The following is a 22,345-nucleotide window of genomic DNA, read 5'->3' as shown; positions in this document are numbered from 1 at the left end:
TCGCCATGCTGCTCGAGGACAAGGATCGGATCTTCCGCAACATTTACGGGCTCCACGACTCGGGGCTCAAGGGCGCGCTCAAGCGCGGCTCCTGGGACGGCACCAAGTTCTTCATCGACAAGGGCCACGACTGGATCATTCACGAGGTCAAGACGTCGGGCCTGCGTGGGCGCGGCGGTGCGGGCTTCCCGACGGGGCTCAAGTGGAGCTTCATGCCGAAGGCCGATCCGCGCCCGTCGTATCTCGTCATCAACGCCGACGAGAGCGAGCCGGGGTCCTGCAAGGACCGCGAGATCATGCGCAATGATCCCCATCTTCTGATCGAAGGCGCGCTGCTCGCAGCCTTCGCGATGCGCGCCCACACCTGCTACATCTATATCCGCGGCGAATTCATCCGCGAGCGCGAGCGCCTCCAGCGCGCCGTCGACGAAGCCTACGCCGCCAAGCTGATCGGCAAGAACAACGTCCACGGCTGGGATTTCGATCTCTACTTGGCGCACGGCGCAGGCGCATACATCTGCGGCGAGGAAACCGCGCTGCTCGAAAGCCTCGAAGGCCGCAAGGGCCAGCCGCGCCTGAAGCCGCCGTTCCCCGCCAACGTCGGCCTCTACGGCGCGCCGACCACGATCAACAACGTCGAGAGCATTGCCGTCGTGCCGGACATCCTGCGCCGCGGCGGCAACTGGTTCGCAGCACTCGGCCTGCCAAATAACACGGGCACTAAGCTGTTCCAGATTTCCGGCCACGTGAACCGGCCGTGCGTCGTCGAGGAAGAGATGGGCATTCCGCTGCGCCAGCTCATCGATGAGCATTGCGGCGGCGTGCGCGGTGGCTGGAATAACCTGATGGCGGTCATTCCGGGCGGCTCGTCCATGCCGCTCATTCCGGCCGACCTGTGCGAAACGCTGACGATGGACTTCGACAGCCTGACGAAGCTGAAGTCCGGCATGGGCACGGCCGCGATCATCGTGCTCGACAAGTCGGCCGACGTGGTCAAGGCCATCGCCCGCATCGCCTACTTCTACAAGCACGAGAGCTGCGGCCAGTGCACGCCCTGCCGCGAAGGCACCGGCTGGATGTGGCGCGTGCTCGAGCGCATGGCGCGCGGCGAAGCGGAAAAGTCCGAGATCGACAAGCTGTTCGACGTTTCGAAGCAGATCGAAGGTCACACCATCTGCGCGCTGGGTGATGCGGCGGCCTGGCCCGTTCAGGGCCTGATCCGCCACTTCCGCCCCGAGATCGAAGCCCGCATCGACGCCTATCAGGCGGCCCACAAGGAGGCCGCGCAGTGACCAGGAAGATCCACCAGGAGAACCATCGGCTCGATATCAGCCGCTCGGATGTCTCCGGGTCCGTGTTTGACGACGTCAATCTGTCAGGCGCGACGTTCGAGAACGTGAATCTCTCGGGCGGCGTCTACCACAACATCAATCTGTCCGGCTGCCGGTTTGACGATTGCAATATGTCCGGCTGGCGCATTCACGATGTGAACCTGTCGGGCTTGAAGATCGAGAACGCCAATCTCACCGGCGCCGCGATTGCCAACTGCCGGATCGAGGGGCTGTCGATCGACGGCGTTCCGGTGGTCGACCTCCTTGCCGCTTACAAAGCTTCGATTTCCAGCCCAGCGAACGAGGGCGTAGTCTGATGCCTAAGGACCTCATCATCGACGGCAAGGCCATCACGGTCGAGGACGGCATCACGCTGTTGCAGGCGTGCGAGCTGGCTGGCGCCGAGATCCCGCGCTTCTGCTATCACGAGCGCCTGTCGATCGCGGGCAACTGCCGCATGTGCCTCGTCGAGGTGCAGGGCAGCCCGAAGCCGATCGCCTCCTGCGCTATGGGCGTCAACGATCTGCCACCCAATCGCGACAACACTCCGAAGGTCATCTCGACCCGCAGCGCCACCGTGAAGAAGGCGCGCGAAGGCGTGATGGAATTCCTGCTCATCAACCATCCGCTCGATTGCCCGATCTGCGACCAGGGCGGCGAGTGCGACCTGCAGGACCAGTCCATGGGCTACGGCGCGGGAGGCTCGCGCTTCGCCGAGAACAAGCGCGCCGTCGAGGAGAAGTACCTCGGCCCGCTCATCAAGACGTCCATGAACCGCTGCATCCACTGCACGCGGTGCGTCCGCTTCATGACCGAGATCGCGGGCGTCGAAGAGCTCGGCGCCATCGGCCGCGGCGAAGACATGGAGATTACGACTTATCTGGAGCGCGGCATCCTCTCCGAGATGAGCGCCAACGTGAACGACCTCTGCCCGGTCGGCGCGCTCACCCATCGCCCGTGGGCGCACAACGCGCGCCCCTGGGAGCTGCGCAAGACCGAAAGCATCGACGTCATGGATGCGGTCGGCTCCGCGATCCGCATCGATTGCCGCGGCCGCGAGGTGATGCGCATCCTGCCGCGCAACAACGACGCCGTGAACGAGGAGTGGATCTCCGACAAGACGCGCCACGTCGCCGACGGCCTGCGCACGCAACGCCTCGATCAACCTTACGTCCGCAAGGATGGCCGCCTCGTCCCCGCAACATGGGAGGACGCGCTCGCAGCCGTCGCCGAGCGGATCGGCGCCACGAAGCCCGACCGCATGGCCGCCATCGCAGGTCCGCTCGCGGGCGCTGAGGAAATGTTCGCGCTCAAGGATCTTTTCGGCCGTCTCGGCGCCAGCAACATCGATTGCCGTGAAGACGGCGCCAAGATCGATCCCGGCGTTGGCCGCGCCGGCTATCTGTTCAACGCCACCATCGCCGGCATCGAAAGCGCCGACGTCATTCTGCTGATCGGCACCAATCCGCGCATCGAGGCCGCCGTCCTCAATGTGCGCATCCGCAAGCGCTGGCGCCAGGGCGGGCTCACCGTCGGCGTGATCGGCGAGCAGGCCGATATCGGCTACCCGTATGACTATCTGGGCGCGGGCGGCCAGACGCTGCGTGAGCTGGCGGATGGCAAGCATGCCTTTGCCGAAAAGCTCGCGGCGGCGCAGGCCCCGCTCGTCATCGTCGGCGCTGCCGCTCTCGCGCGCGCCGATGGACGCGCCGTGCTCGCTGCCGCAGCGCGCATTGCGAAAGCAGCGTCCGCCGGCAAAGACGCAAGCGTGGCGTGCTTCAACGTGCTGCACACGGCAGCCTCGCGCGTCGCCGGTCTCGATCTCGGCTTCGTGCCGAAGAAGCCGGCAACCACGGGCGTCGCGAACATCGTCGCGGCCGCTGAAGGCGGCGAGCTGGATGTTCTGTTCCTGCTCGGCTCCGACGACATCGACACCGCCCGCCTCGGCAAGACGTTCGTCGTTTATCAAGGCAGCCACGGCGATGCCGGCGCGCACCGCGCCGACGTGATCTTCCCGGCGGCCGCCTATCCCGAGAAGAGCGCGACCTACGTAAACACCGAGGGCCGCGCGCAGATGACGGCGCGTGCTGCGTTCCCGCCGGGCGACGCGCGCGAGGACTGGACCATCATCCGTGCGCTCTCGCCGCTTGTCGGACAGACGCTGCCCTACGACAGCCTGCCGGCTCTGCGCGCCGCCATGTACAAGGTCGCCCCGCAGCTCGCCGCGCTGGACCGCGTGACGCCCTCGTCGGGCGACGCTCTGGATGCTCTCGCGGGCAGCAAGGGCGCCGTGAAGGACGAGCCGTTCAGCTCGGCGGTGACGGATTTCTACCTCACGAACCCGATTGCGCGCGCCTCCGCCGTCATGGCCGAGATGAGCGCGCTGAAGGCGGCGGCAGGCAAGGCCAAGGCCGGCCTGTCGGCTGCCGAATAGGAGCGAGCGGAGCATGTCGAGCGAGACGATGACGATGTTCTGGGACTACGGGCTCTGGCTGCTGATCGCGGTCGGCGCGTCGCTGCTCGTGCTCGTGGGCCTGCTGCTCTGCGTCGCGTTTCTGCTGCTCATGGATCGCAAGGTCTGGGCGGCCGTGCAGATGCGCCGGGGCCCGAACGTCGTCGGGCCGTTCGGCCTGCTGCAGTCGTTCGCCGATCTTCTGAAATTCGTATTCAAGGAGCCGGTCATCCCGGCCGGCGCGGACAAGGGCGTGTTCCTGCTCGCCCCGCTCGTGACTGCCACCTGCGCTCTCGCCGCCTGGGCCGTAATTCCGATGAGCAAGGACGGCTGGGGCACCTGGGTCATCGCAGACCTCAACGTCGGCGTGCTCTACCTCCTCGCCATCTCGTCGCTCGGCGTCTACGGCGTGATCATGGGCGGTTGGGCATCGAACTCGAAGTATCCGTTCATGGGCGCGCTGCGCTCGGCCGCGCAGATGATCTCCTACGAGGTCTCGCTCGGCTTCGTCGTCATCACCGTGCTCCTGATCGTGGGATCGCTCAATCTCTCCGCAATCGTCACGGCGCAGACATCGGGCGTCGGCGCCTGGTTCGGCCTGCCGGCTTCCGCGCTCGATTGGTACTGGCTGCCGCTCTTGCCGATGTTCGTCATGTTCTTCATCTCGTCGCTGGCCGAGACCAACCGCCCGCCGTTCGATCTGGTGGAAGCGGAAAGCGAGCTCGTGGCGGGCTTCATGGTGGAGTATTCGTCCACGCCCTACCTGTTGTTCATGCTCGGCGAATACGTGGCCATCACCACGATGTGCGCCATGGCCACCATTCTCTTCCTCGGCGGCTGGCTGCCGCCGCTCGACATCTGGCCGCTGAACGCTGTGCCCGGCATCTTCTGGTTCGGGGCCAAAGTGGTGTTCATGTTCTTCATGTTCGCCATGGCCAAAGCCATGGTGCCGCGCTATCGCTACGACCAGCTCATGCGGCTCGGTTGGAAGGTGTTTCTGCCTCTGTCGCTGGCGATGGTCGTGGTCGTCGCCGGTGTTCTGCAGTTCATGAGATCGGCATAGGAGACGGTTGGCCATGCGGGCGGCCCAGGGGCTGAAATCGCTGTTTCTGCTGGAGTTCGTTTCGGCGTTCTTCCTTGCCATGCGCTATTTCTTCGCGCCGAAGAAGACGCTGAACTATCCGTTCGAGAAGGGTCCGCTGTCGCCGCGCTTCCGCGGTGAGCATGCTTTGCGCCGCTACCCGAACGGCGAGGAACGCTGCATCGCCTGCAAGCTGTGCGAGGCCATTTGCCCTGCGCAGGCCATCACCATCGAGGCCGGCCCGCGCCGCAACGACGGCACGCGCCGCACGACGCGTTACGACATCGACATGGTGAAGTGCATCTATTGCGGCCTCTGCCAGGAGGCCTGCCCGGTCGACGCCATCGTCGAGGGGCCAAACTTCGAATTCGCGACCGAGACGCGCGAGGAACTCTACTACAGCAAGGAGCGCCTGCTCGCGAACGGCGATCGCTGGGAGCGCGAGATTGCGAAGAACCTTGCGCTCGACGCGCCGTACCGGTGAAGCGCGTGGAACGATGAGACGGCATGGTCCCTCCCTGTGATGGGGAGGGGTTAGGGGAGGGGGACTTCAGTTGGCCAACAGCCTGCAGGTTCCCTCTTCCGGCCTTCCCCACAGGGGGGAAGGTGAAGTGCGGAGTGGGGCATGGGACTGACTGCGATCTTCTTCTATCTCTTCGCGACCCTGGCGCTTGCGTCGGGCGCGATGGTGATCGTCGCCAAGAACCCGGTTCACGCCGTGCTGTTCCTCATCGTCACGTTCTTCAACGCGGCTGGCCTGTTCATTCTGCTCGGCGCTGAATTCCTGGCCATGCTGCTGGTCATCGTTTACGTCGGCGCGGTGGCGGTGATGTTCCTGTTCGTCGTCATGATGCTCGACGTCGATTTCGCGGAGCTGCGCGCGGGCTTCATCAAGAACGCGCCCGTTGGTCTCATTGTCGGCGGCGTCGTGCTTGCCGAGCTGGTGGCGCTGCTTTCCGCGCGCGCCATCGTGCCTCCACCGGTCGCCGCCACAGGCGCGCCGATCCCCCGGGACGTCACCAACACCGAGGCGCTGGGCCAGCTTCTCTACACGAAATACGTCTACTTCTTCCAGGGCGCGGGCCTCGTGCTTCTCGTCGCCATGATCGGCGCCATCGTGCTGACGTTGCACCACCGGCAGGGAGTCAAGCGTCAGTCGATCGCCGACCAGGTCGCGCGCGGCCCGAAGACTGCGGTGAAGATGGTGAAAGTCGCGTCCGGCGGCAGCGTCGTTCCCGACGCGCCCAAGCGATAAACGAGCCGGAGAGGAAACGCTCAGCCATGGAAATCGGGCTCGCACATTATCTGACGGTCGCCGCGTGTCTGTTCACGCTCGGCATGTTCGGCATCTTCCTGAACCGCAAGAACGTCATCATCATTCTGATGTCGGTCGAAATGATGCTGCTGGCCGTCAACATCAACTTCGTCGCCTTCTCTCATTTCCACGGCGACCTCGTTGGCCAGGTCTTCTCGCTCTTCATCCTGACGGTGGCCGCCGCGGAATCCGCGATCGGTCTCGCCATCATCGTCGTCTTCTTCCGCAACCGCGGCTCGATCGCGGTGGAAGACATCAACATGATGAAGGGGTGAACGTGGGCACCGGTCATCAGGCAGCAGGCAACGGAACGAGCGGCAGCATCGCATGTCTGGCGGCACGGCCGCCGGCTGTTTGCTGCCCGCTGCCGGGGGACATTCAATGATTTACGCCGCTATCGTGCTCCTTCCGCTCGCCGGCGCACTGATCGCCGGGCTGTTCGGCCGCCTGATCGGGCCGCGGCCTGCTGAGATCGTGACCACGGCGCTTCTGATCACCGCCGCTCTGCTGTCCTGGATCGTCTTCACCCGCGTCGGCTTCGACGGCGAGACCGCGCGCGTGCCGCTGCTCCGCTGGGTCACGTCGGGCGAGCTCGATACGGCGTGGGCGCTGCGCATCGACACGCTGACGGCCGTCATGCTGGTGGTCGTCACCACCGTCTCGGCGCTCGTGCATCTCTATTCGATCGGCTACATGCACGAGGACGACAGCCGTCCGCGCTTCTTTGCCTACCTCTCGCTGTTCACCTTCGCCATGCTGGCGCTCGTGACGGCAGACAACCTCCTGCAGATGTTCTTCGGTTGGGAAGGCGTCGGTCTCGCCTCCTACCTGCTGATCGGCTTCTGGTACAAGAAGCCGGAAGCGAACGCCGCGGCGATGAAGGCGTTCATCGTCAACCGCGTCGGCGACTTCGGCTTCCTGCTCGGCATCTTCGGCCTGTTTGCGACCACCAATGCCATCGGCCTCGACGCGGTCTTCGCAGCCGCTCCCGATCTCGTCGGCAAGACGATGTCGTTCGTGGGCTACGAGCTCGATACCCTGACGGTCATCGCGCTTCTGCTGTTTATGGGCGCCATGGGCAAGTCAGCCCAGTTCCTGCTGCACACCTGGCTGCCGGACGCCATGGAAGGCCCGACGCCGGTCTCCGCTCTCATCCACGCCGCGACGATGGTGACCGCCGGCGTGTTCATGGTCGCGCGCCTGTCGCCGATTTTCGAGCTGGCGCCCACGGCGCTGATGGTCGTGACCCTGATCGGCGCCATCACGGCGTTCTTCGCCGCCACCGTCGGTCTGGTCCAGAACGACATCAAGCGCGTGATCGCCTATTCGACGTGCTCGCAGCTCGGCTACATGTTCGTCGCCTGCGGTGTCGGCGCCTACTCGGCCGCCGTCTTCCACCTGTTCACGCACGCCTTCTTCAAGGCGCTCCTGTTCCTGGGAGCGGGCTCCGTCATTCACGGGCTGCATCATGAGCAGGACATGCGCCGCATGGGCGGCCTCGCCAAGAAGCTGCCGATCACCTGGATCATGATGCTGATCGGCACGCTCGCGCTCACCGGCGTCGGCATCCCCCACGTTGGCGGCTTCGCGGGCTTCCACTCGAAGGACGCCATCGTCGAAGCGGCCTATGCCGCGCACACGCCGAACAACTACGCCTTCTGGGCGCTCGTCGTCGCCGCGTTCATGACGTCGTTCTACTCCTGGCGCCTGATCTTCCTCACCTTCCACGGCGAGACGCGCGCCGACCATCACGACTACGACCACGCGCACGAAAGCCCGTGGGTCATGCTGGTGCCGCTGTTCGTTCTCGCCTTCGGCGCGGTCTTCGCCGGCATCGCCTTCCATCACGCCTTTATCGGCGAAGGCTACGGCGACTTCTGGCGCGCGGCCCTGTTCGAGGCGCCGGGCAAGGACATCCGCCACCACATGCATGAGGTCCCGGGCTGGGTGCCGCTGGCGCCGACGGTGGCCATGCTCTCAGGTCTCGCCCTCGCCGTGCTCTACTACATCGTCTCGCCGGGCCTGCCCGCCGCCACCGCGCGCGCCTTCCGCCCGCTCTACCTGTTCTTCCTGAACAAGTGGTACTTCGACGAGCTGTACAACTTCATCTTCGTGCGCCCCGCCTTCGCCATCGGCCGCTTCCTCTGGAAGGGCATCGACGGCGCGGTGATCGACGGCACCATCGACGGCACCGGCAAGAGCGTGCTCTGGGGCACGGGCCGGATCGTCAAACTGCAAACCGGCTACGTGTATCACTACGCCTTCGCCATGCTGATCGGCGTCGCCGCACTGCTCACGTACTTCATCCTTAGCGGCGGCGGGTCGGCCCCATGAACATCTCGGACGCTCCCATTCTGTCGCTGGTGACGTTCCTGCCGATTGCGGGCGCGATCTTCATCGCGTTCCTGTCGCGCGAGGCGCTGGCCAACATCCGCTACACCGCGCTCTGGACCACGCTCATCACGTTCGCGGTCTCGCTGCTCATCTGGATCAACTTCGATCCCGCAACCGCGAGCTTCCAGTTCGTCGAGGAGCGCGCCTGGCTCGGCCCCATCAAGTACAAGATGGGCGTCGACGGCATCTCGATGCTGTTCGTCATTCTCACCACCTTCCTGATGCCGCTCTGCATCCTGGCGTCCTGGGAGGCGATCGAGGATCGCGTCAAGGAATACATGATCGCGTTCCTGGTGCTGGAAGCGCTGATGATCGGCGTCTTCTGCGCGCTCGATCTCGTACTGTTCTACCTGTTCTTCGAAGCCGGCCTGATCCCGATGTTCCTCATCATCGGCGTCTGGGGCGGCCCGCGCCGCGTCTACGCGAGCTTCAAGTTCTTCCTCTACACGTTCCTCGGCTCGGTGCTGATGCTGCTCGCCATGATGGCCATGTACTGGCAGGCGGGCACGACAGACATCCCGACCCTGATGACGACCAAGTTCCCGTCCGACATGCAATTCTGGCTGTGGCTGGCGTTCTTCGCCTCGTTCGCGGTCAAGATGCCGATGTGGCCGGTGCACACCTGGCTGCCCGACGCGCACGTCGAGGCGCCGACCGCGGGCTCGGTCATCCTGGCCGGCATCCTGCTGAAGATGGGCGGCTACGGCTTCCTGCGCTTCTCGCTCCCGATGTTCCCGGAGGCGAGCGCAACCTTCGCGCCGATGGTGTTCACGCTCTCCGTCATCGCCATCGTCGCGACCTCGCTGATCGCTCTCGTGCAGCAGGACATGAAGAAGCTCATCGCCTATTCGTCCGTCGCCCACATGGGCTTCGTCACGATGGGCATCTTCACGTTCACGCAGCAGGGTCTGGACGGCGCCATTTTCCAGATGCTGTCGCACGGCCTGATCTCGTCGGCGCTCTTCCTGTGCGTGGGCGTCGTCTACGACCGCCTGCACACCCGCGAGATCTCGGCCTACGGCGGCCTCGTCGAGCGGATGCCGATCTACGCCGTCATCTTCATGGTCTTCACCATGGGCAACGTCGGCCTGCCGGGCACCTCCGGCTTCGTCGGCGAGTTCTTGACGCTGCTCGCCTCGTTCAAGGTCAACACTTACGTCGCGGTGGCCGCCACGTCGGGCGTGATCTTCTCGGCCTGCTACGCGCTCTATCTCTACCGGCGCGTCGTGTTCGGGGTGCTGGAAAAGCCCTCGCTCAAGGCCATGGCGGATGTCACCCCGCGTGAGATCGCAATCCTCGCCCCGCTCGTCGTGCTCACAATTCTGTTCGGGATCTATCCCGCGCCCATTCTCGACGTCACCGCGGTGTCGGTCAAAGCGCTCGTGACCTCGCTTGAGGCCGCAGGCCACGCCGCCGCAGCCGTCGCACCATAGGATCGCTGAGATGCCCGCCGATATGCTCAACTTTGCCGCCGCCTACCCCGAGATGATCCTCGCCGCGGGTGCGATTGCGCTTCTCATGATCGGCGCGTTCGGCGGCACGCAAGGCAACAGTGACCGCGCCGGATGGCTCGCGATCCTCGCCCTCGCGGCGACGGGCGTTGCCGTCGCGATGCAGACGGGCACGGAGCGGGCCTTCAACGACGCGTTCATTTCCGACAACTTCGCGCGCTTTGTGAAGCTGCTCGTGCTGTCCGGCTCGGCGGTCGCGATCCTGCTCTCGATGGACGACCTGCGCCGCGCCAAGGCCGACCGCTTCGAGATCCCGGTGCTCATCCTGCTCGCCACCGTCGGCATGATGATGATGATTTCGGCCAACGATCTGTTGGCCCTCTACCTCGGCCTCGAGCTGCAGAGCCTCGCGCTCTATGTCCTCGCCGCCGCCCGCCGCGACGACGTCCGCTCGAGCGAAGCCGGCATGAAGTACTTCGTGCTGGGTGCGCTGTCGTCGGGCATGCTGCTGTACGGTGCCTCGCTGCTGTACGGCTTTGCTGGCACCACCTCCTTCGCCGGGCTGGCGACGGCCGCCGCGGCCCCGAATGCGGCGGCGAACCTGGGCCTCATCGTCGGCCTTGTGTTCCTGCTCGTCGGCCTTGCATTCAAAGTCTCCGCCGTGCCGTTCCACATGTGGACGCCCGACGTCTACGAAGGCGCGCCGACGCCGATCACGGCGTTTTTCGCAGCCGCCCCCAAGCTCGCCGCCATGGCGCTGCTGGCGCGCGTGCTGATGGATGGGTTCGGTGGTCTCTTCATCCAGTGGCAGAAGATCATCATCTTCCTGTCCATCGCCTCGATGCTGCTCGGCGCCTTCGCGGCCATCGGCCAGACGAACATCAAGCGCCTGATGGCCTACTCCTCGATCGGACACGTCGGCTTCGCGCTCGTCGGCCTCGCGGCCGGCGGCGAGCAGGGCGTGCAGGCGCTGCTGATCTATCTCGCGATCTATCTCGTGATGACGCTGGGATCCTTCGCCTGCATCCTGGCGATGCGCCGCGACGGCCAGCCCGTCGAGGACATCAGCGAGCTTTCGGGGCTCGCGCAGAACAACCTGCCGATGGCGTTCATTCTAGCGATGCTGCTGTTTTCGCTCGCGGGTGTTCCGCCTCTGGCCGGCTTCTTCGGCAAGTTCTACGTGTTCGCCGCGGCCGTGAAAGCCGAGCTCTACGGGCTTGCCATCATCGGCGTGCTGGCGAGCGTCGTCGGCGCGTTCTACTACCTGCGCATCGTCAAGGTGATGTTCTTCGATGAGGCCAAGCCCAGGTTCACGCCGGCAGCACCCTATGTGCGTCTGGTCATGATTGCCGCTGGGCTGTTCGTGGTTCTCTATGCAGTCTACCCGCAACCGCTTGTCGCGGCTGCGGAGACCGCTGCCAAATCGCTGCAGCTCTGAGCGTCGCCTACGACGCGAACTTGATGCCGCAATCGCGGCCACGCCGCCAGACGACGACACAATCGGCGTCGATCTTCTCCATCGGCGACACAAGCCGGAAGGTATCCGGGATTTCGCCCGCCGCGACGAGGCGCAGGCACGCTCCGGATTTGGAGCTGTTGCGAAGCACGACCGTCATTTCCCGGCCGGCAGCTTTGATGATCCCGGCGCGATTTGTGGCCCGGCGCTTGGTTTCCCGCGTATCTTTCGTCATTCTAGTCTCTCGTGGATAGCGAGGTGGTGGTCGCGTGCTGTCCCGTGCGAATGGGCAAAGCGCGCGCGTTGGTTGATATAAGATATAAGTTTCAAGTGTTTAATAACGCATGTATGTCAGCGCTAGAATTAATCGGATTTTGCCGCCCGACGGCTGCAAAAGACAATCGGCCGCATCATGAAGACCGCTTTTCAGCATTTCCCGGAGCTCGACTCCACGAACGCGGAGGCCATGCGCCGCGCTGTGGCCGGGGAACAGGGACCGCTCTGGATTTCGGCCGGGCGCCAATCCGCCGGCCGCGGCCGCGCGGGGCGCACCTGGAATTCTGACGACGGCAACCTCTTTGCAAGCCTGCTTATCAGCCTGGCCGCCCCGGCCCCCAAGGCCTACCAGCTCTCTCTTGTGTCCGGCGTCATGGTGTACGAGGCGTTAAGCGCGGTTCTGGCGCCTCAGGCCCAGGCGGCGCTGCGCTTGAAATGGCCCAACGACGTTCTGATCGGCGGCGCCAAGGCCGGCGGCATCCTGATCGAGAGCACGGTCATCGCGCGTGAGCGCGACGGCGCGCCAGTGTCGGCCGACGGTATGCGGCTGGCGGCGATCATCGGCATCGGCATCAACATCGCGACCCACCCGGCGGATCTCGACCGCCCGGTAACGAGCCTCGCCGCGCACGGCGCAACACCGGCACCTCAGGACCTGCTCGCGCGCATCGCCGCAGCGGCAGAACACTGGATTGCGGTCTGGCGCGATGGGGAGGACTTTGCCGCGATCAGGAAGGCTTGGCTAACGCGTGCGCATCCTATAGGGGAACGGATGAGCATCACTACGGGGTCTGAGCGCGTTACCGGTACATTTGAAGGATTGGACGCCGACGGCGGCCTATTGATCGACGCGGGAGCGGGCATCAGGCGTTTCGCCTTTGGCGACGTGTCTCTTGCAGTGTGATTTGACACTTTCCATTCAGAGACACTTCCATTCAGAGACAGGGCGCAAACACGTAGATGCCATCTGATCAGACGAAACGTCAGTCGTCCCGCGACCGGGATGAGCTGGTCTTCCTGGCGCTCGGCGGCTTGGGCGAGATCGGCATGAACGCCTATCTCTATGGCGTCGGCCCGCCGGACGCGCGCCGCTGGCTCATGGTCGATCTCGGCATCACTTTTCCTGAAGGCGAGGACGACCCGGGCGTCGACGTCATCTTCCCGGATCTGCGCTTCATCGAGGAAGAGAAGAGCACGCTCGCCGGCATCGTCATCACGCATGCGCACGAAGATCACATCGGCGCGGTGATCGAGCTGTGGCCCCGGCTCGGCGTGCCGGTCTACGCCACGCCCTTCACCGCCGGCATGCTGAAGGCGAAGCTCTCCGAGTACGGCAACAAGCTGCAAATCCCGATCCGTGAAATTCCGCTCAACGGCCGCTTCCAGGCTGGCCCGTTCGATGTCGAGTTCATGGAGATGTCGCACTCGATCCCTGAGAGCAGCGCGCTCGCAATCCGCACGCCGCTCGGCACGATCCTGCATACCGGCGACTGGAAAATCGATCTCACGCCCACCATCGGCGGCCGACCGGACGAGGCCCGCCTTACGGCGCTGGGCGACGAAGGCGTGCTCGCGCTTTGCGGAGACTCGACCAACGCCATGCGCGAAGGCAGCTCCCCCTCCGAGCGCGATGTCGCTAAGACCATCGCCGCCTTGGTGAAAGATGCGCCCCATCGTGTCGCCGTCACGACGTTTGCGTCCAACGTCGCGCGCATCAAGGCGGTGGCGGATGCCGCCCGCGCCGCGGGCCGCGAGCTTGTCGTGGCCGGCCGTGCGCTGCATCGCGTGATCCAGGTCGCCATCGACACCGGCTATCTGCCGCAGGGTTTCCGCTACGTCGACCAGCAGCAGTACGGCGAGCTGAAGCGTTCGAAGGCGGTCTGCATCTGCACCGGCAGCCAGGGCGAGCCGCGCGCGGCCATGGCTCGCATCGCCGAGAACGAGCACCCCGACATCTCGTTGGACAAGGGCGACATTGCCGTCTTTTCGTCGCGCACCATTCCCGGCAACGAGCGCGCCGTGGGCTGGATTCAGAACAGCCTCGTGCGCATGGGCGTCGAGGTCGTGACGGACGCCGAGGCGCTCGTGCACGTCACCGGCCATCCCCGCCGCGACGAGCTGCGCCAGCTCTACTCCTGGGTACGCCCCAAAATGGCGATCCCGATGCACGGCGAGGCGCGCCACCTGAAGGCGCATGCCGAGCTCGCGCGCGAAGCAGGCGTCGGCGAAGTGCAGGTCGCCTACAACGGCGAAATCGTGCGGATTGCGCCCGGGCCCCTGCGGATCATCGACGACGCGCCCGTCGGCCGCCTGTTCCGCGACGGCCGCCTCATTGTTCCCTCGGGCGAGGGCCCCGTCCGCGAGCGCCGCAAGCTGGCCAGCGTCGGCATCATCGCCGTCTCGCTCGTTTTCTCCCGCAAGGGCGACATCGTGGCCGACCCCCAGGTCGCCCTGGACGGCATCCCCATCGAGGATGCCGAGGGCGATCCGATGGAGGATATCGTCCTGTCGTCCGTCGAGGGCACGCTGCGGTCGATCCCGCCCGCCCGCCGCCGGGACCTGGACATGGTTGTGGAAGCGGTTCGGCGCAGCGTCCGCAGCAGCGTGGCCAATGCCTGGGGCAAGAAGCCCATTGTCAAAGTGCTGGCGAGCGTGATCGAAGGGAAGTCCTGAAACCGAGTGCGTGCGCCCGCCGGCCATCCGAAATGATGCGGGCGACCGAAATGTATGATCATGGGGTTTGGAAATGATTGGACGCCTGAACCACGTCGCTATCGCCGTTAAGGATCTGGCTGCAGCCACGTCGGTCTACAAGAACGCGCTCGGCGCGGTATTGACCGACCCGGTCGAGCAGCCCGAGCACGGAGTGACCGTCGTTTTCGTCACCCTGCCGAACACCAAGATCGAGTTCCTGGAGCCCCTGGGCGCCAACTCCCCGATCGCCAAGTTCCTGGAAAAGTTTCCGGATGGCGGCATCCATCACGTTTGCTACGAGGTGGACGATATCCTGGCCGCGCGTGATAAGCTCAAGGAGCAGGGCGCCCGCGTGCTTGGCGATGGCAACCCGAAGATCGGCGCGCACGGCAAGCCGGTGCTGTTCCTTCATCCGAAGGACTTCTGCGGCACGCTGACGGAGCTCGAGCAGGCCTGACCGGGAGACGACCATGAGCCTCACCCTCGGCGTTGTGCTCTACATCATGATCTGGTGGATGACGCTGTTCGCGGTTCTGCCGCTGGGCGTCAGGACGCAGGGTGAAGCGGGAGAGGTCGTCGACGGCACGCCGGAGAGCGCGCCGGTCAAGCCGCGGATTTTGCGCGCCATGCTCATCAACACCGTCGTGGCGGCGTTTGCCTTCGCCTTTGTCTGGGCGGCGCTCGAAAACGACTGGCTCGGGCTCTATGTCCCGACCGAACAAAATCTGCCCGCGGGCGTCACGCGCTGAGCCTCACGCCTGCACCGGGCACGCCCTGAACATCGGCGTGCCCCGCAGATCTCGGCAGTGAAAAAACCTGCCGGCTTCTCGGCACAAAACCCAGCGTCGCCCCTATGCCTCGGCTTGTGGATGGCCGAGGAAGATGCGCGTCGTCCTTAATGATGGTCGCGAGCGAGGATGTTGCGGGGTGACGCGGGCATCGTCTGCGTACGGATATATTCCGACGGCCTGCCCCAAAACGCAAAGAGCAAGGCATTCGCCTTGCTCTTGCTAGCTTTTAGCCCGTGTCAGCGACACTTTGCGTGCCGTCTGTTTATTCGGCTCTCAGTCCGGTTTCGTTGTCCGGTACTGCGGCCATTTTCTCCCTAGACCTGGGCCCCGAGCCATCTGGATCTCATTGGCTTCGCCCCTGTCACTTGAACGAGGGCACCATAACCGAACGGCGTCGCTATGTCACGGGTTGACGCATAAAAAAATCATAGCTGCACAAAGCTCATGCACCGGCCTGCTCGCACGATGGCTAGCGTGACGGTTTGATGGCAAAAGTGCACTGCAGTGCGGGCCCGCAACGCTTGATTTGCCCTCCGCGATAATCCTCGTTATTGACGCCTTCACGAGATCTTCGCCCAGCCCGTCGCCTTCCTTTTGTGCGCCTCGGGTACCCGCCGCCGCGTTTGCAACGCAACATAAGTCAGGCCCATGCATCTATCCCGCTACTTCCTGCCGGTACTGCGCGAAACTCCGAAAGAGGCCGAGATCGTATCGCACCAGCTGATGCTGCGGGCGGCCATGGTCCGCCAGTCCTCGGCGGGCATCTATTCCTGGCTGCCGCTCGGCTTGCGCGTTCTGAAAAAGATCGAAGCGATTGTACGCGAAGAGCAGAACCGCGCCGGCGCCGTCGAAATCCTGATGCCGACCATCCAGTCGGCCGATCTCTGGCGTGAAAGCGGCCGCTACGAAGCTTACGGCAAGGAGATGCTCCGCATCACCGACCGGCACGAGCGCCAGATGCTGTTCGGGCCGACGGCCGAGGAAGTCGTCACGACGATCTTCCGCGACAGCATCCGCAGCTACAAGGATCTGCCGCGCAACCTTTACAACATTCAATGGAAGTTCCGCGACGAGATCCGCCCGCGCTTCGGCGTCATGCGCGGGCGCGAATTCCTGATGAAGGACGCCTACTCCTTCGATCTCACCAAGGAGAACGCGCGCGCCGCCTACCGCCGCATGTTCGTGGCCTACCTGCGCACGTTCGCCCGCCTCGGCCTGCGCTCCGTGCCCATGAAGGCCGACACCGGCCCGATCGGCGGCGACCTCAGCCACGAGTTCATCGTTCTGGCCGAGACCGGCGAAAGCCAGGTCTTCTGTCACAAGGACCTGATCGAAGGCGAGATTCCGGACGCGAACACCGATTTTTACGGCGATCTCGGCCCGATCTTCGACAAGTGGACCTCGCTCTACGCCGCGACCGAGGAAATGCACGACGCCGCGCGTTTCGAGGCCGAAGTTCCGGCCGAGAAGCGGGTTTCGGCGCGCGGAATCGAGGTCGGCCACATTTTCTACTTCGGCACCAAATACTCCGAGCCGATGGGATGCAGGGTTCAAGGCCCCGACGGGCAGCAGATCACGCTGGAGATGGGCTCCTACGGCGTCGGTATATCGCGCCTCGTCGGCGCCATCATCGAAGCGAGCCATGACGCGTCCGGCATCGTCTGGCCGGTGCCTGTCGCACCGTTCGAGGTCGCCGTCATCAATCTCAAGGCGGGCGACGCGGCAACCGATGCGGCCGCCCTCGACGTCAAGCGCCGGCTCGAAAACGCCGGCATTGACGTCATCTATGACGACACCGACGAGCGCGCCGGTGGCAAGTTCGCGACCATGGATCTGATCGGCATCCCCTACCAGGTGATCGTCGGTCCCAAGGGCGTGAAGGCCGGCGAGATCGAAATCAAGGACCGCAAGACCGGCGAGCGCGAGACGCTTGCGATCGACACGGGGCTCGAGCGCGTCATCACGTCCATCATGGACCAGCGCGTTCTGGTCTGATCACGTCCACTTGGGGAGGCGGGCATGGCAGCAACGACCGACACGAAGCCGTTTGCACCGTTCGAGTGGATGCTCGCGTCCCGCTATCTCCGCGCCCGCCGCAAGGAGGGATTCGTCTCTGTGATCGCGGCGGTGTCCTTCCTCGGCATCATGCTGGGCGTTGCCACCCTCATCATCGTCATGGCGGTGATGAACGGGTTCCGCAAAGATCTGTTCTCCAAGATCCTGGGCCTCAACGGCCATGTCGTCGTCTACAAGATCGGCGCGCCGTTCAACGACTATCCGGACATCACCAAGGCCGTCTCGACCGCCAAGGGCGTCGAGCGGGCCATACCCCTGATCGAGGGGCAGGTGATGGTGTCGTCGACCGTGCAGGCCCTGGGCGCCGCCGTTCGCGGCATCGGCGAGGAAGACCTGAAGCACCTGAAGCTGGTGGCCGACAACATCCGTTTCGGCACCCTCGACGGCTTCGACCAGTCCGGCGGGCTCGCGATTGGCACGCGCCTCGCGAACATGTTGCGCATCAGCGTCGGCGACCCGATTACGATCATCTCGCCGCGCGGCGCCGCAACGCCGTTCGGCACCGCGCCCCGATCCAAGACATATCCGGTCACGACGATCTTCGAGCTCGGCATGTCCGAGTACGACAAGACCATGATCTTCATGCCGCTGGGGGAAGCGCAGCGCTACTTCTCGAAACCCAATGAGGTGGACATCCTGGAGGTGGTCATCTCCGACCCCGAGGATGTGGACAACGCGGCGCGAAGCATTCGCACGGTGGCCGGTCCCACCATCAACGTCACCGATTGGCGGCAACGAAACGAGACCTTCTTCACGGTGCTCGAGGTCGAACGCAACGTGATGTTCATCATCCTGTCGCTGATCGTGCTGGTGGCGGCCTTGAACATCATTTCCGGCCTCATGATGCTGGTGAAGGACAAGGGGCGCGACATCGCCGTCTTGCGAACCATGGGGGCCAGCAAGGGCTCCGTGATGCGCATCTTCCTGATCACCGGCGCCTCGATCGGCATCGTCGGCACGATTGCGGGCCTGATCATCGGCGTCGTCTTCTGCGCCAACATCGAGGAGATCCGCCAGTTCGTCGCCTGGGCCGCGGGCACCAAGGTCTTCGACCCCAACGTCTACTACCTGACGCGCCTGCCCGCAGACATCAACCCGGTTGAAACCGGATCGATCGTTCTCATGGCGCTCGTGCTGTCGGTGCTCGCGACGATCTACCCGTCGTGGCGCGCCTCGCGTCTCGATCCCGTCGAAGCGCTGCGGTACGAATGATGAGGGACGCCTCGGTGCTCGAAACGTCTGCACAGCATATTCCCGTTCTGCGGCTGATGGGCCTGCAGCGCGCGTTCCACCAGGGCACGCGTGAGATCCACGTTCTCGCGGGCGCCTCCGTCGATGTCTGGGCCGGCCAATGCGTGGCGCTCGTTGGGCCGTCCGGCTCCGGCAAGTCTACGCTGCTGCACATTGCGGGCCTGCTCGAAACGCCGGACGAGGGCAGCGTCATCGTTGCGGGTCGCGATTGCGCTTCGCTCGACGATCACGCGCGCACGCTGATCCGCCGCGCCGAGATGGGTTTCATCTATCAGTTCCACCAGCTCCTGCCGGAGTTCTCGGCGCTGGAAAACGTCGCCATCCCGCAGATGATCCTGGGCCGGTCGCGCCGCGACGCGGAGGCCCGTGCGCAAAAGCTGCTGTCGTCCATGGGGCTCTCCGAGCGGCTCGACCATCGCCCGGCCCAGCTTTCTGGCGGCGAGCAGCAGCGCACGGCCATTTGCCGCGCGCTCGCCAACCGTCCGCGCCTCATTTTGGCCGACGAACCGACGGGTAATCTCGACCCGAAGACCTCGGAACACGTTTTTCACGAGCTGATTGGGCTATTTAGGAGCGAAGGGGTTGCAGCCCTGATCGCCACGCACAATCTGGAGTTGGCTCGGCGCATGGATCGCGTCGTTGTGCTGGATAGCGGGCTTTTGGTCGAAATCCATCCCCAATCCGTGTAATGATGACGTGTCTCAATCCCTGTATCTAGGGGAACAGCGCGGCGCCGCGGCATGAGCAAGTATGCCGCCGAGCCCGATCACGGGCGAACCATCGCGGGCAGAAGCCACGCGAGGTTTCGTGGAAACCGAGACAACTAAGGAGGCAGCTATGCCGATCGAGAGACAAGCTCTTCGCTTCGCCGCACTCGCGGCTACGCTCTTCGCGTCCTTTCCTGCTTTCGCAGCCGATCCGCAGGGCGTCTGGATGAACGACACCGGTCGCGGAGCCATCGAGATCAAGGACTGTGGCGGCAAGCTGTGCGGTCATGTCGTCTGGCTGAAAGACACCAGCGACGCCAACGGCTGCGGCCGCGAGATCATTCACAACATCGTATCGACGGGTGATGGAGTCTGGGGCGGCGACGACGCCTGGATCTACAGCCCCGAGAAAAAGAAGAACTACAACGTCGAGATCACGCCGCTGTCCGACGGCACGCTGAAGGTGAAGGGCTACGCGGGCATCAGCTTCCTGTCGAAGACGATGATCTGGACCAAGGCGCCCGCCAACATCGAGCGGTGCAGCGAACAGCAGGCCGCAGCCAACCCGGCGGCTCCGAAGTCCGAAGCGGCAGCCCCGCCGGTCTCCGGCGAAAAGGGCGCAAGCGGAACGCAGCCTGCACCGGGCGCAAAGGCCCCCGCCGACGCACCTCCCGCCGTAGCGAAGAACGAGACGGAAGAAGGCGGCATCGATGCCGGCGACTTCAGCGACGTGTTCACGATGAAGGACGGCAAGTGCAAGCTCGATACGCCCTGGGTCAAGCTCGACATCGATTGCAAGAAGGACAAGTCGAAAGACGGCGAGTAGGATTGACGCGCTCCACGCGCGACACGAGGCGGCGAGCTGAGGCTCGCCGCCTTTTTTTGTTTGGGCAACGAGCGAGCGCCGCGAAGCGCGTAGACTTCGGGCAAACAGAGAGGACGGCACGCGATGACACCGGAACTCACACTGCTCGCCTGGACGCTCGTTCTGGCAATCGTGCAGATTCTCTTGCCCGCCATGCTGCGCAATCGCGAAACGGGATTGGATTACAACGCGGGCGCGCGTGACACCGCCTCACCCGCCCCGGTCGGTAAGATCACGGGCCGTCTTCAGCGCGCACAGCGGAATTTGTTCGAGACCCTGCCGCTCTTCGCGGCCGCCGTGCTGATTGCGCACGTCGCGGGCCGTAACGGCGAGCTGACGGTCTGGGGCGCTTCGCTCTATCTCGCCGCGCGCGTTATTTATGTGCCGCTCTATGCGGCCGGCATCCCGTTCGTCAGGTCGCTGGCCTGGATGGTGAGCATGGCGGGGCTTGTGATGATCCTGGTCGCGATCCTCGCGCCAAACTAAAAAGTCGCGATCCTCGCGCCAACCTGAAAAACGCGATCCTCGCGCCTGTCTGAGTGAGCCAGTCTGAGAGAGCGTGCCTGAGCGAACCAGCTCAGAACAGCCCGGCCGACTTCGCAGCCAGCACGGCGAGGCTGAGCGCCCCGATCCACGTTGCCGCGTGCCAGAAGCGGTTTTGACGGCGCGACGCCTTCGCCAGGCTCTCGACCGTTGCCGGGTCGAGCCGCAGGCCGTTGCGCGCCATCTCCGTGAGCCCCGCCGACGCGCGCTCAGCCTCGGAGAGCATGCCCGGCACCTCGGCGAGAATCCGGGCGATTGTCGTCGCGCCTTCGCCGGCCTTTTTCATCGCGCCGCGTGCGCCGTAGTTGGCCTCTACCCATTCTGCCGCCACTGGCTCGGACGCGCTCCACAGGTTGAGCGACGGATCGAGCCCGCGCGCCACGCCCTCCACGATCACCATGCTCTTTTGCAGCAGGATCAGCTCGGGCCGCGTCTCCATGTCGAAGACGTCGGTGTAGGCGAACAGCTGGCCGAGCAGGTCGGCCATCGAGATCTCGTCCGCCGTGCGCCCGTGGATCGGCTCGCCGATGGCCCGCAGCGCCTGCGCGAACACCTCGACCGGATGGTGCGGTGGCACGTATCCCGCCCAGAAATGCACGTCCGCCGCGCGCCGGTAGTCGCGCGTGATGAGGCCGTACAGGATCTCCGCGAGAAAGCGGCGTTCCTTCTGCCCGAGCCGTCCCATGATGCCGAAATCGACGGCCACCACGTTGCCGGCCTTGTCGACGAACAGATTGCCCTGATGCATGTCGGCATGGAAGAAGCCGTCCCGCATCGCATGCGTGAGGAAGCTCCTGAGCACGACGAGGCCGAGGGCCTTGAGATCGTGTCCCTCGGCCTTGAGGCGCGCGTGATCGGCAATCGGCACGCCGTCGATCCAGTCCGTCGTCAGCACGCGCTTGGCCGTGCGCGTCCAGTCGACGCCGGGCACGCGGAAGCGCTCCTCGGGCTGGATGTTCTCGGCCATTTCGGAGATCGCCGCGCCTTCGAGGCGCAGATCCATCTCGAGCTCGGTCGTGCGCGCGAGGTTCTCGACCACGGCTACCGGCTTGAGGCGGCGAGCCGGCTCGCTCACGCGCTCGACGAGGCGCGCGGCGAAGAAGTAGCTGTCGAGGTCGCGCTTGAACCGCTTCTCGACGCCCGGCCGCAGGATCTTGACGGCGACGGTCCGGCGCTGTCCGTCCTTGCCGATCGTGACGGCCTTGTGCACCTGCGCGATGGACGCGGCCGCGACAGGCGGGCCGAACTCCACGAAATGATCTTCGAGCTTGCCGCCGAGCGCCTCTTCCACGGCGCGGCGCGCTTCCGCCATGCTGAACGGCGGCAGGCGATCCTGCAGATGGCCAAGGTCGCGGGCGAGGTCGGGCCCGATCACGTCGCCGCGCGTGGCGAGAAACTGGCCGAGCTTGATGTAGGAGGGGCCGAGGGCTGCGAGCGCGTTCGAGATGCGCCGGTCCTTGGGTTTGCCCGCGTTGAAGGGCGCAGCCAACAGCGTGATCGGCAGGGCCAGCAGCCGGGCCGCGCGCAGCGGCAGCGGAACGGGCTGGCCCTTCGGAATAAAGCGCACGCCGTGCTGGGCCAGAACGATGCCCGCTCGCGACAGCCGCCAGATGTTCGTGAGTGCGTTCGCCATGCTGGCCAAGCGGTACTTGCCCCGCCCCG

General features: G+C 64.8%; 21 protein-coding genes. 19 read left to right on the top strand and 2 right to left on the bottom strand.

Features of this window, described 5'->3' with window-relative positions; all coding sequences use genetic code 11:
- Positions 1 to 8: 8 nt before the first annotated feature.
- The 10 genes from nuoF to nuoN all read left to right on the top strand — a co-directional run bounded on the left by nuoF (position 9) and on the right by nuoN (position 11,462).
- Positions 9 to 1,292 carry an NADH-quinone oxidoreductase subunit NuoF gene (gene nuoF, locus K2Y42_RS05970; RefSeq protein ID WP_291150208.1) on the top strand — a complete coding sequence of 428 codons (1,284 nt, stop codon included), beginning with the start codon at positions 9 to 11 and terminating at the stop codon, positions 1,290 to 1,292.
- The gene (locus K2Y42_RS05965) at positions 1,289 to 1,648 is read left to right on the top strand and encodes a pentapeptide repeat-containing protein (RefSeq protein ID WP_291149695.1); all 360 of its coding nucleotides are present in this window, start codon (positions 1,289 to 1,291) and stop codon (positions 1,646 to 1,648) included. The genes nuoF and K2Y42_RS05965 overlap by 4 nt, the downstream gene beginning before the upstream one ends.
- Positions 1,648 to 3,765, top strand: coding sequence for an NADH-quinone oxidoreductase subunit NuoG (gene nuoG / locus K2Y42_RS05960; RefSeq protein ID WP_291149693.1), 2,118 nt, complete (start codon positions 1,648 to 1,650; stop codon positions 3,763 to 3,765). The genes K2Y42_RS05965 and nuoG overlap by 1 nt, the downstream gene beginning before the upstream one ends.
- A gap of 28 nt (positions 3,766 to 3,793) precedes the next feature.
- Positions 3,794 to 4,846, top strand: a complete 1,053-nt coding sequence (nuoH, locus tag K2Y42_RS05955) for an NADH-quinone oxidoreductase subunit NuoH (RefSeq protein ID WP_291150204.1) — start codon at positions 3,794 to 3,796, stop codon at positions 4,844 to 4,846.
- A 13-nt stretch (positions 4,847 to 4,859) separates the two neighbouring features.
- Entirely contained in the window at positions 4,860 to 5,348 is a 489-nt protein-coding gene (gene nuoI / locus K2Y42_RS05950; RefSeq protein WP_291149689.1) for an NADH-quinone oxidoreductase subunit NuoI, read from the top strand.
- Between the two features lie 141 nt (positions 5,349 to 5,489).
- A complete protein-coding gene (locus K2Y42_RS05945) occupies positions 5,490 to 6,119 on the top strand; it encodes an NADH-quinone oxidoreductase subunit J (RefSeq protein ID WP_291149685.1) in 630 nt (209 codons plus the stop codon).
- Between the two features lie 26 nt (positions 6,120 to 6,145).
- On the top strand, positions 6,146 to 6,454 hold the full coding sequence (nuoK, locus tag K2Y42_RS05940) for an NADH-quinone oxidoreductase subunit NuoK (RefSeq protein ID WP_291149682.1): 309 nt from the start codon (positions 6,146 to 6,148) through the stop codon (positions 6,452 to 6,454).
- Between the two features lie 106 nt (positions 6,455 to 6,560).
- Positions 6,561 to 8,513, top strand: a complete 1,953-nt coding sequence (gene nuoL / locus K2Y42_RS05935) for an NADH-quinone oxidoreductase subunit L (protein WP_291149679.1) — start codon at positions 6,561 to 6,563, stop codon at positions 8,511 to 8,513.
- A gap of 2 nt (positions 8,514 to 8,515) precedes the next feature.
- Entirely contained in the window at positions 8,516 to 10,006 is a 1,491-nt protein-coding gene (locus K2Y42_RS05930; RefSeq protein ID WP_291150201.1) for an NADH-quinone oxidoreductase subunit M, read from the top strand.
- A gap of 10 nt (positions 10,007 to 10,016) precedes the next feature.
- Positions 10,017 to 11,462 (top strand): NADH-quinone oxidoreductase subunit NuoN, encoded by a 1,446-nt coding sequence (nuoN, locus tag K2Y42_RS05925; protein WP_291149676.1) that lies wholly within the window; start codon positions 10,017 to 10,019, stop codon positions 11,460 to 11,462.
- A 7-nt stretch (positions 11,463 to 11,469) separates the two neighbouring features.
- Here the strand turns inward: nuoN and K2Y42_RS05920 are convergent, their stop codons facing one another.
- On the bottom strand, positions 11,470 to 11,715 hold the full coding sequence (locus tag K2Y42_RS05920) for a PilZ domain-containing protein (protein WP_291149673.1): 246 nt from the start codon (positions 11,713 to 11,715) through the stop codon (positions 11,470 to 11,472).
- A 177-nt stretch (positions 11,716 to 11,892) separates the two neighbouring features.
- Here K2Y42_RS05920 and K2Y42_RS05915 point away from each other — a divergent pair, with 177 nt between their 5' ends.
- The 9 genes from K2Y42_RS05915 to K2Y42_RS05875 all read left to right on the top strand — a co-directional run bounded on the left by K2Y42_RS05915 (position 11,893) and on the right by K2Y42_RS05875 (position 20,626).
- The gene (locus tag K2Y42_RS05915) at positions 11,893 to 12,660 is read left to right on the top strand and encodes a biotin--[acetyl-CoA-carboxylase] ligase (RefSeq protein WP_291149671.1); all 768 of its coding nucleotides are present in this window, start codon (positions 11,893 to 11,895) and stop codon (positions 12,658 to 12,660) included.
- A 56-nt stretch (positions 12,661 to 12,716) separates the two neighbouring features.
- Complete coding sequence (locus K2Y42_RS05910) at positions 12,717 to 14,429, top strand: ribonuclease J (protein WP_291149667.1); 1,713 nt, start codon at positions 12,717 to 12,719, stop codon at positions 14,427 to 14,429.
- Positions 14,430 to 14,502: 73 nt separating this feature from the next.
- A complete protein-coding gene (gene mce / locus K2Y42_RS05905) occupies positions 14,503 to 14,907 on the top strand; it encodes a methylmalonyl-CoA epimerase (protein WP_291149664.1) in 405 nt (134 codons plus the stop codon).
- Positions 14,908 to 14,920: 13 nt separating this feature from the next.
- A complete protein-coding gene (locus K2Y42_RS05900; RefSeq protein ID WP_291149662.1) occupies positions 14,921 to 15,199 on the top strand; it encodes a DUF1467 family protein in 279 nt (92 codons plus the stop codon).
- Positions 15,200 to 15,889: 690 nt separating this feature from the next.
- Complete coding sequence (proS, locus tag K2Y42_RS05895) at positions 15,890 to 17,236, top strand: proline--tRNA ligase (protein ID WP_291149660.1); 1,347 nt, start codon at positions 15,890 to 15,892, stop codon at positions 17,234 to 17,236.
- Between the two features lie 24 nt (positions 17,237 to 17,260).
- The gene (locus K2Y42_RS05890; protein ID WP_291149658.1) at positions 17,261 to 18,529 is read left to right on the top strand and encodes a lipoprotein-releasing ABC transporter permease subunit; all 1,269 of its coding nucleotides are present in this window, start codon (positions 17,261 to 17,263) and stop codon (positions 18,527 to 18,529) included.
- A gap of 56 nt (positions 18,530 to 18,585) precedes the next feature.
- The gene (locus K2Y42_RS05885; protein ID WP_291150199.1) at positions 18,586 to 19,257 is read left to right on the top strand and encodes an ABC transporter ATP-binding protein; all 672 of its coding nucleotides are present in this window, start codon (positions 18,586 to 18,588) and stop codon (positions 19,255 to 19,257) included.
- Between the two features lie 148 nt (positions 19,258 to 19,405).
- Positions 19,406 to 20,101 carry a DUF2147 domain-containing protein gene (locus K2Y42_RS05880; RefSeq protein WP_291149656.1) on the top strand — a complete coding sequence of 232 codons (696 nt, stop codon included), beginning with the start codon at positions 19,406 to 19,408 and terminating at the stop codon, positions 20,099 to 20,101.
- Between the two features lie 123 nt (positions 20,102 to 20,224).
- The gene (locus K2Y42_RS05875; protein WP_291149654.1) at positions 20,225 to 20,626 is read left to right on the top strand and encodes an MAPEG family protein; all 402 of its coding nucleotides are present in this window, start codon (positions 20,225 to 20,227) and stop codon (positions 20,624 to 20,626) included.
- A gap of 91 nt (positions 20,627 to 20,717) precedes the next feature.
- Here K2Y42_RS05875 and ubiB read toward each other — a convergent pair whose 3' ends face one another.
- Positions 20,718 to 22,316: a 2-polyprenylphenol 6-hydroxylase gene (gene ubiB, locus K2Y42_RS05870; RefSeq protein WP_291149652.1), complete on the bottom strand. Its 1,599-nt coding sequence runs from the start codon at positions 22,314 to 22,316 to the stop codon at positions 20,718 to 20,720.
- Positions 22,317 to 22,345 lie beyond the last annotated feature (29 nt).

The organism is Hyphomicrobium sp. (genome assembly GCF_019744875.1).
In the GTDB taxonomy this organism is placed as follows: domain Bacteria; phylum Pseudomonadota; class Alphaproteobacteria; order Rhizobiales; family Hyphomicrobiaceae; genus Hyphomicrobium_C.
The sequence above is the reverse complement of the archived record's forward strand: the minus strand, read 5'-3'. Positions and strand labels throughout refer to the sequence as shown.

Excerpts from the sequence above, each read along its gene's own strand:
- K2Y42_RS05880 (WP_291149656.1), top strand. The coding sequence starts at position 19,406 with ATGCCGATCGAGAGACAAGCTCTTCGCTTCGCCGCACTCGCGGCTACG.
- K2Y42_RS05920 (WP_291149673.1), bottom strand. The coding sequence starts at position 11,715 with ATGACGAAAGATACGCGGGAAACCAAGCGCCGGGCCACAAATCGCGCC.
- K2Y42_RS05910 (WP_291149667.1), top strand. The coding sequence starts at position 12,717 with ATGCCATCTGATCAGACGAAACGTCAGTCGTCCCGCGACCGGGATGAG.
- nuoK (WP_291149682.1), top strand. The coding sequence starts at position 6,146 with ATGGAAATCGGGCTCGCACATTATCTGACGGTCGCCGCGTGTCTGTTC.
- ubiB (WP_291149652.1), bottom strand. The coding sequence starts at position 22,316 with ATGGCGAACGCACTCACGAACATCTGGCGGCTGTCGCGAGCGGGCATC.
- nuoH (WP_291150204.1), top strand. The coding sequence starts at position 3,794 with ATGACGATGTTCTGGGACTACGGGCTCTGGCTGCTGATCGCGGTCGGC.
- K2Y42_RS05875 (WP_291149654.1), top strand. The coding sequence starts at position 20,225 with ATGACACCGGAACTCACACTGCTCGCCTGGACGCTCGTTCTGGCAATC.
- K2Y42_RS05915 (WP_291149671.1), top strand. The coding sequence starts at position 11,893 with ATGAAGACCGCTTTTCAGCATTTCCCGGAGCTCGACTCCACGAACGCG.
- K2Y42_RS05890 (WP_291149658.1), top strand. The coding sequence starts at position 17,261 with ATGGCAGCAACGACCGACACGAAGCCGTTTGCACCGTTCGAGTGGATG.
- nuoI (WP_291149689.1), top strand. The coding sequence starts at position 4,860 with ATGCGGGCGGCCCAGGGGCTGAAATCGCTGTTTCTGCTGGAGTTCGTT.
- K2Y42_RS05900 (WP_291149662.1), top strand. The coding sequence starts at position 14,921 with ATGAGCCTCACCCTCGGCGTTGTGCTCTACATCATGATCTGGTGGATG.
- mce (WP_291149664.1), top strand. The coding sequence starts at position 14,503 with ATGATTGGACGCCTGAACCACGTCGCTATCGCCGTTAAGGATCTGGCT.
- nuoN (WP_291149676.1), top strand. The coding sequence starts at position 10,017 with ATGCCCGCCGATATGCTCAACTTTGCCGCCGCCTACCCCGAGATGATC.
- nuoG (WP_291149693.1), top strand. The coding sequence starts at position 1,648 with ATGCCTAAGGACCTCATCATCGACGGCAAGGCCATCACGGTCGAGGAC.
- proS (WP_291149660.1), top strand. The coding sequence starts at position 15,890 with ATGCATCTATCCCGCTACTTCCTGCCGGTACTGCGCGAAACTCCGAAA.
- K2Y42_RS05885 (WP_291150199.1), top strand. The coding sequence starts at position 18,586 with ATGGGCCTGCAGCGCGCGTTCCACCAGGGCACGCGTGAGATCCACGTT.
- K2Y42_RS05945 (WP_291149685.1), top strand. The coding sequence starts at position 5,490 with ATGGGACTGACTGCGATCTTCTTCTATCTCTTCGCGACCCTGGCGCTT.
- nuoL (WP_291149679.1), top strand. The coding sequence starts at position 6,561 with ATGATTTACGCCGCTATCGTGCTCCTTCCGCTCGCCGGCGCACTGATC.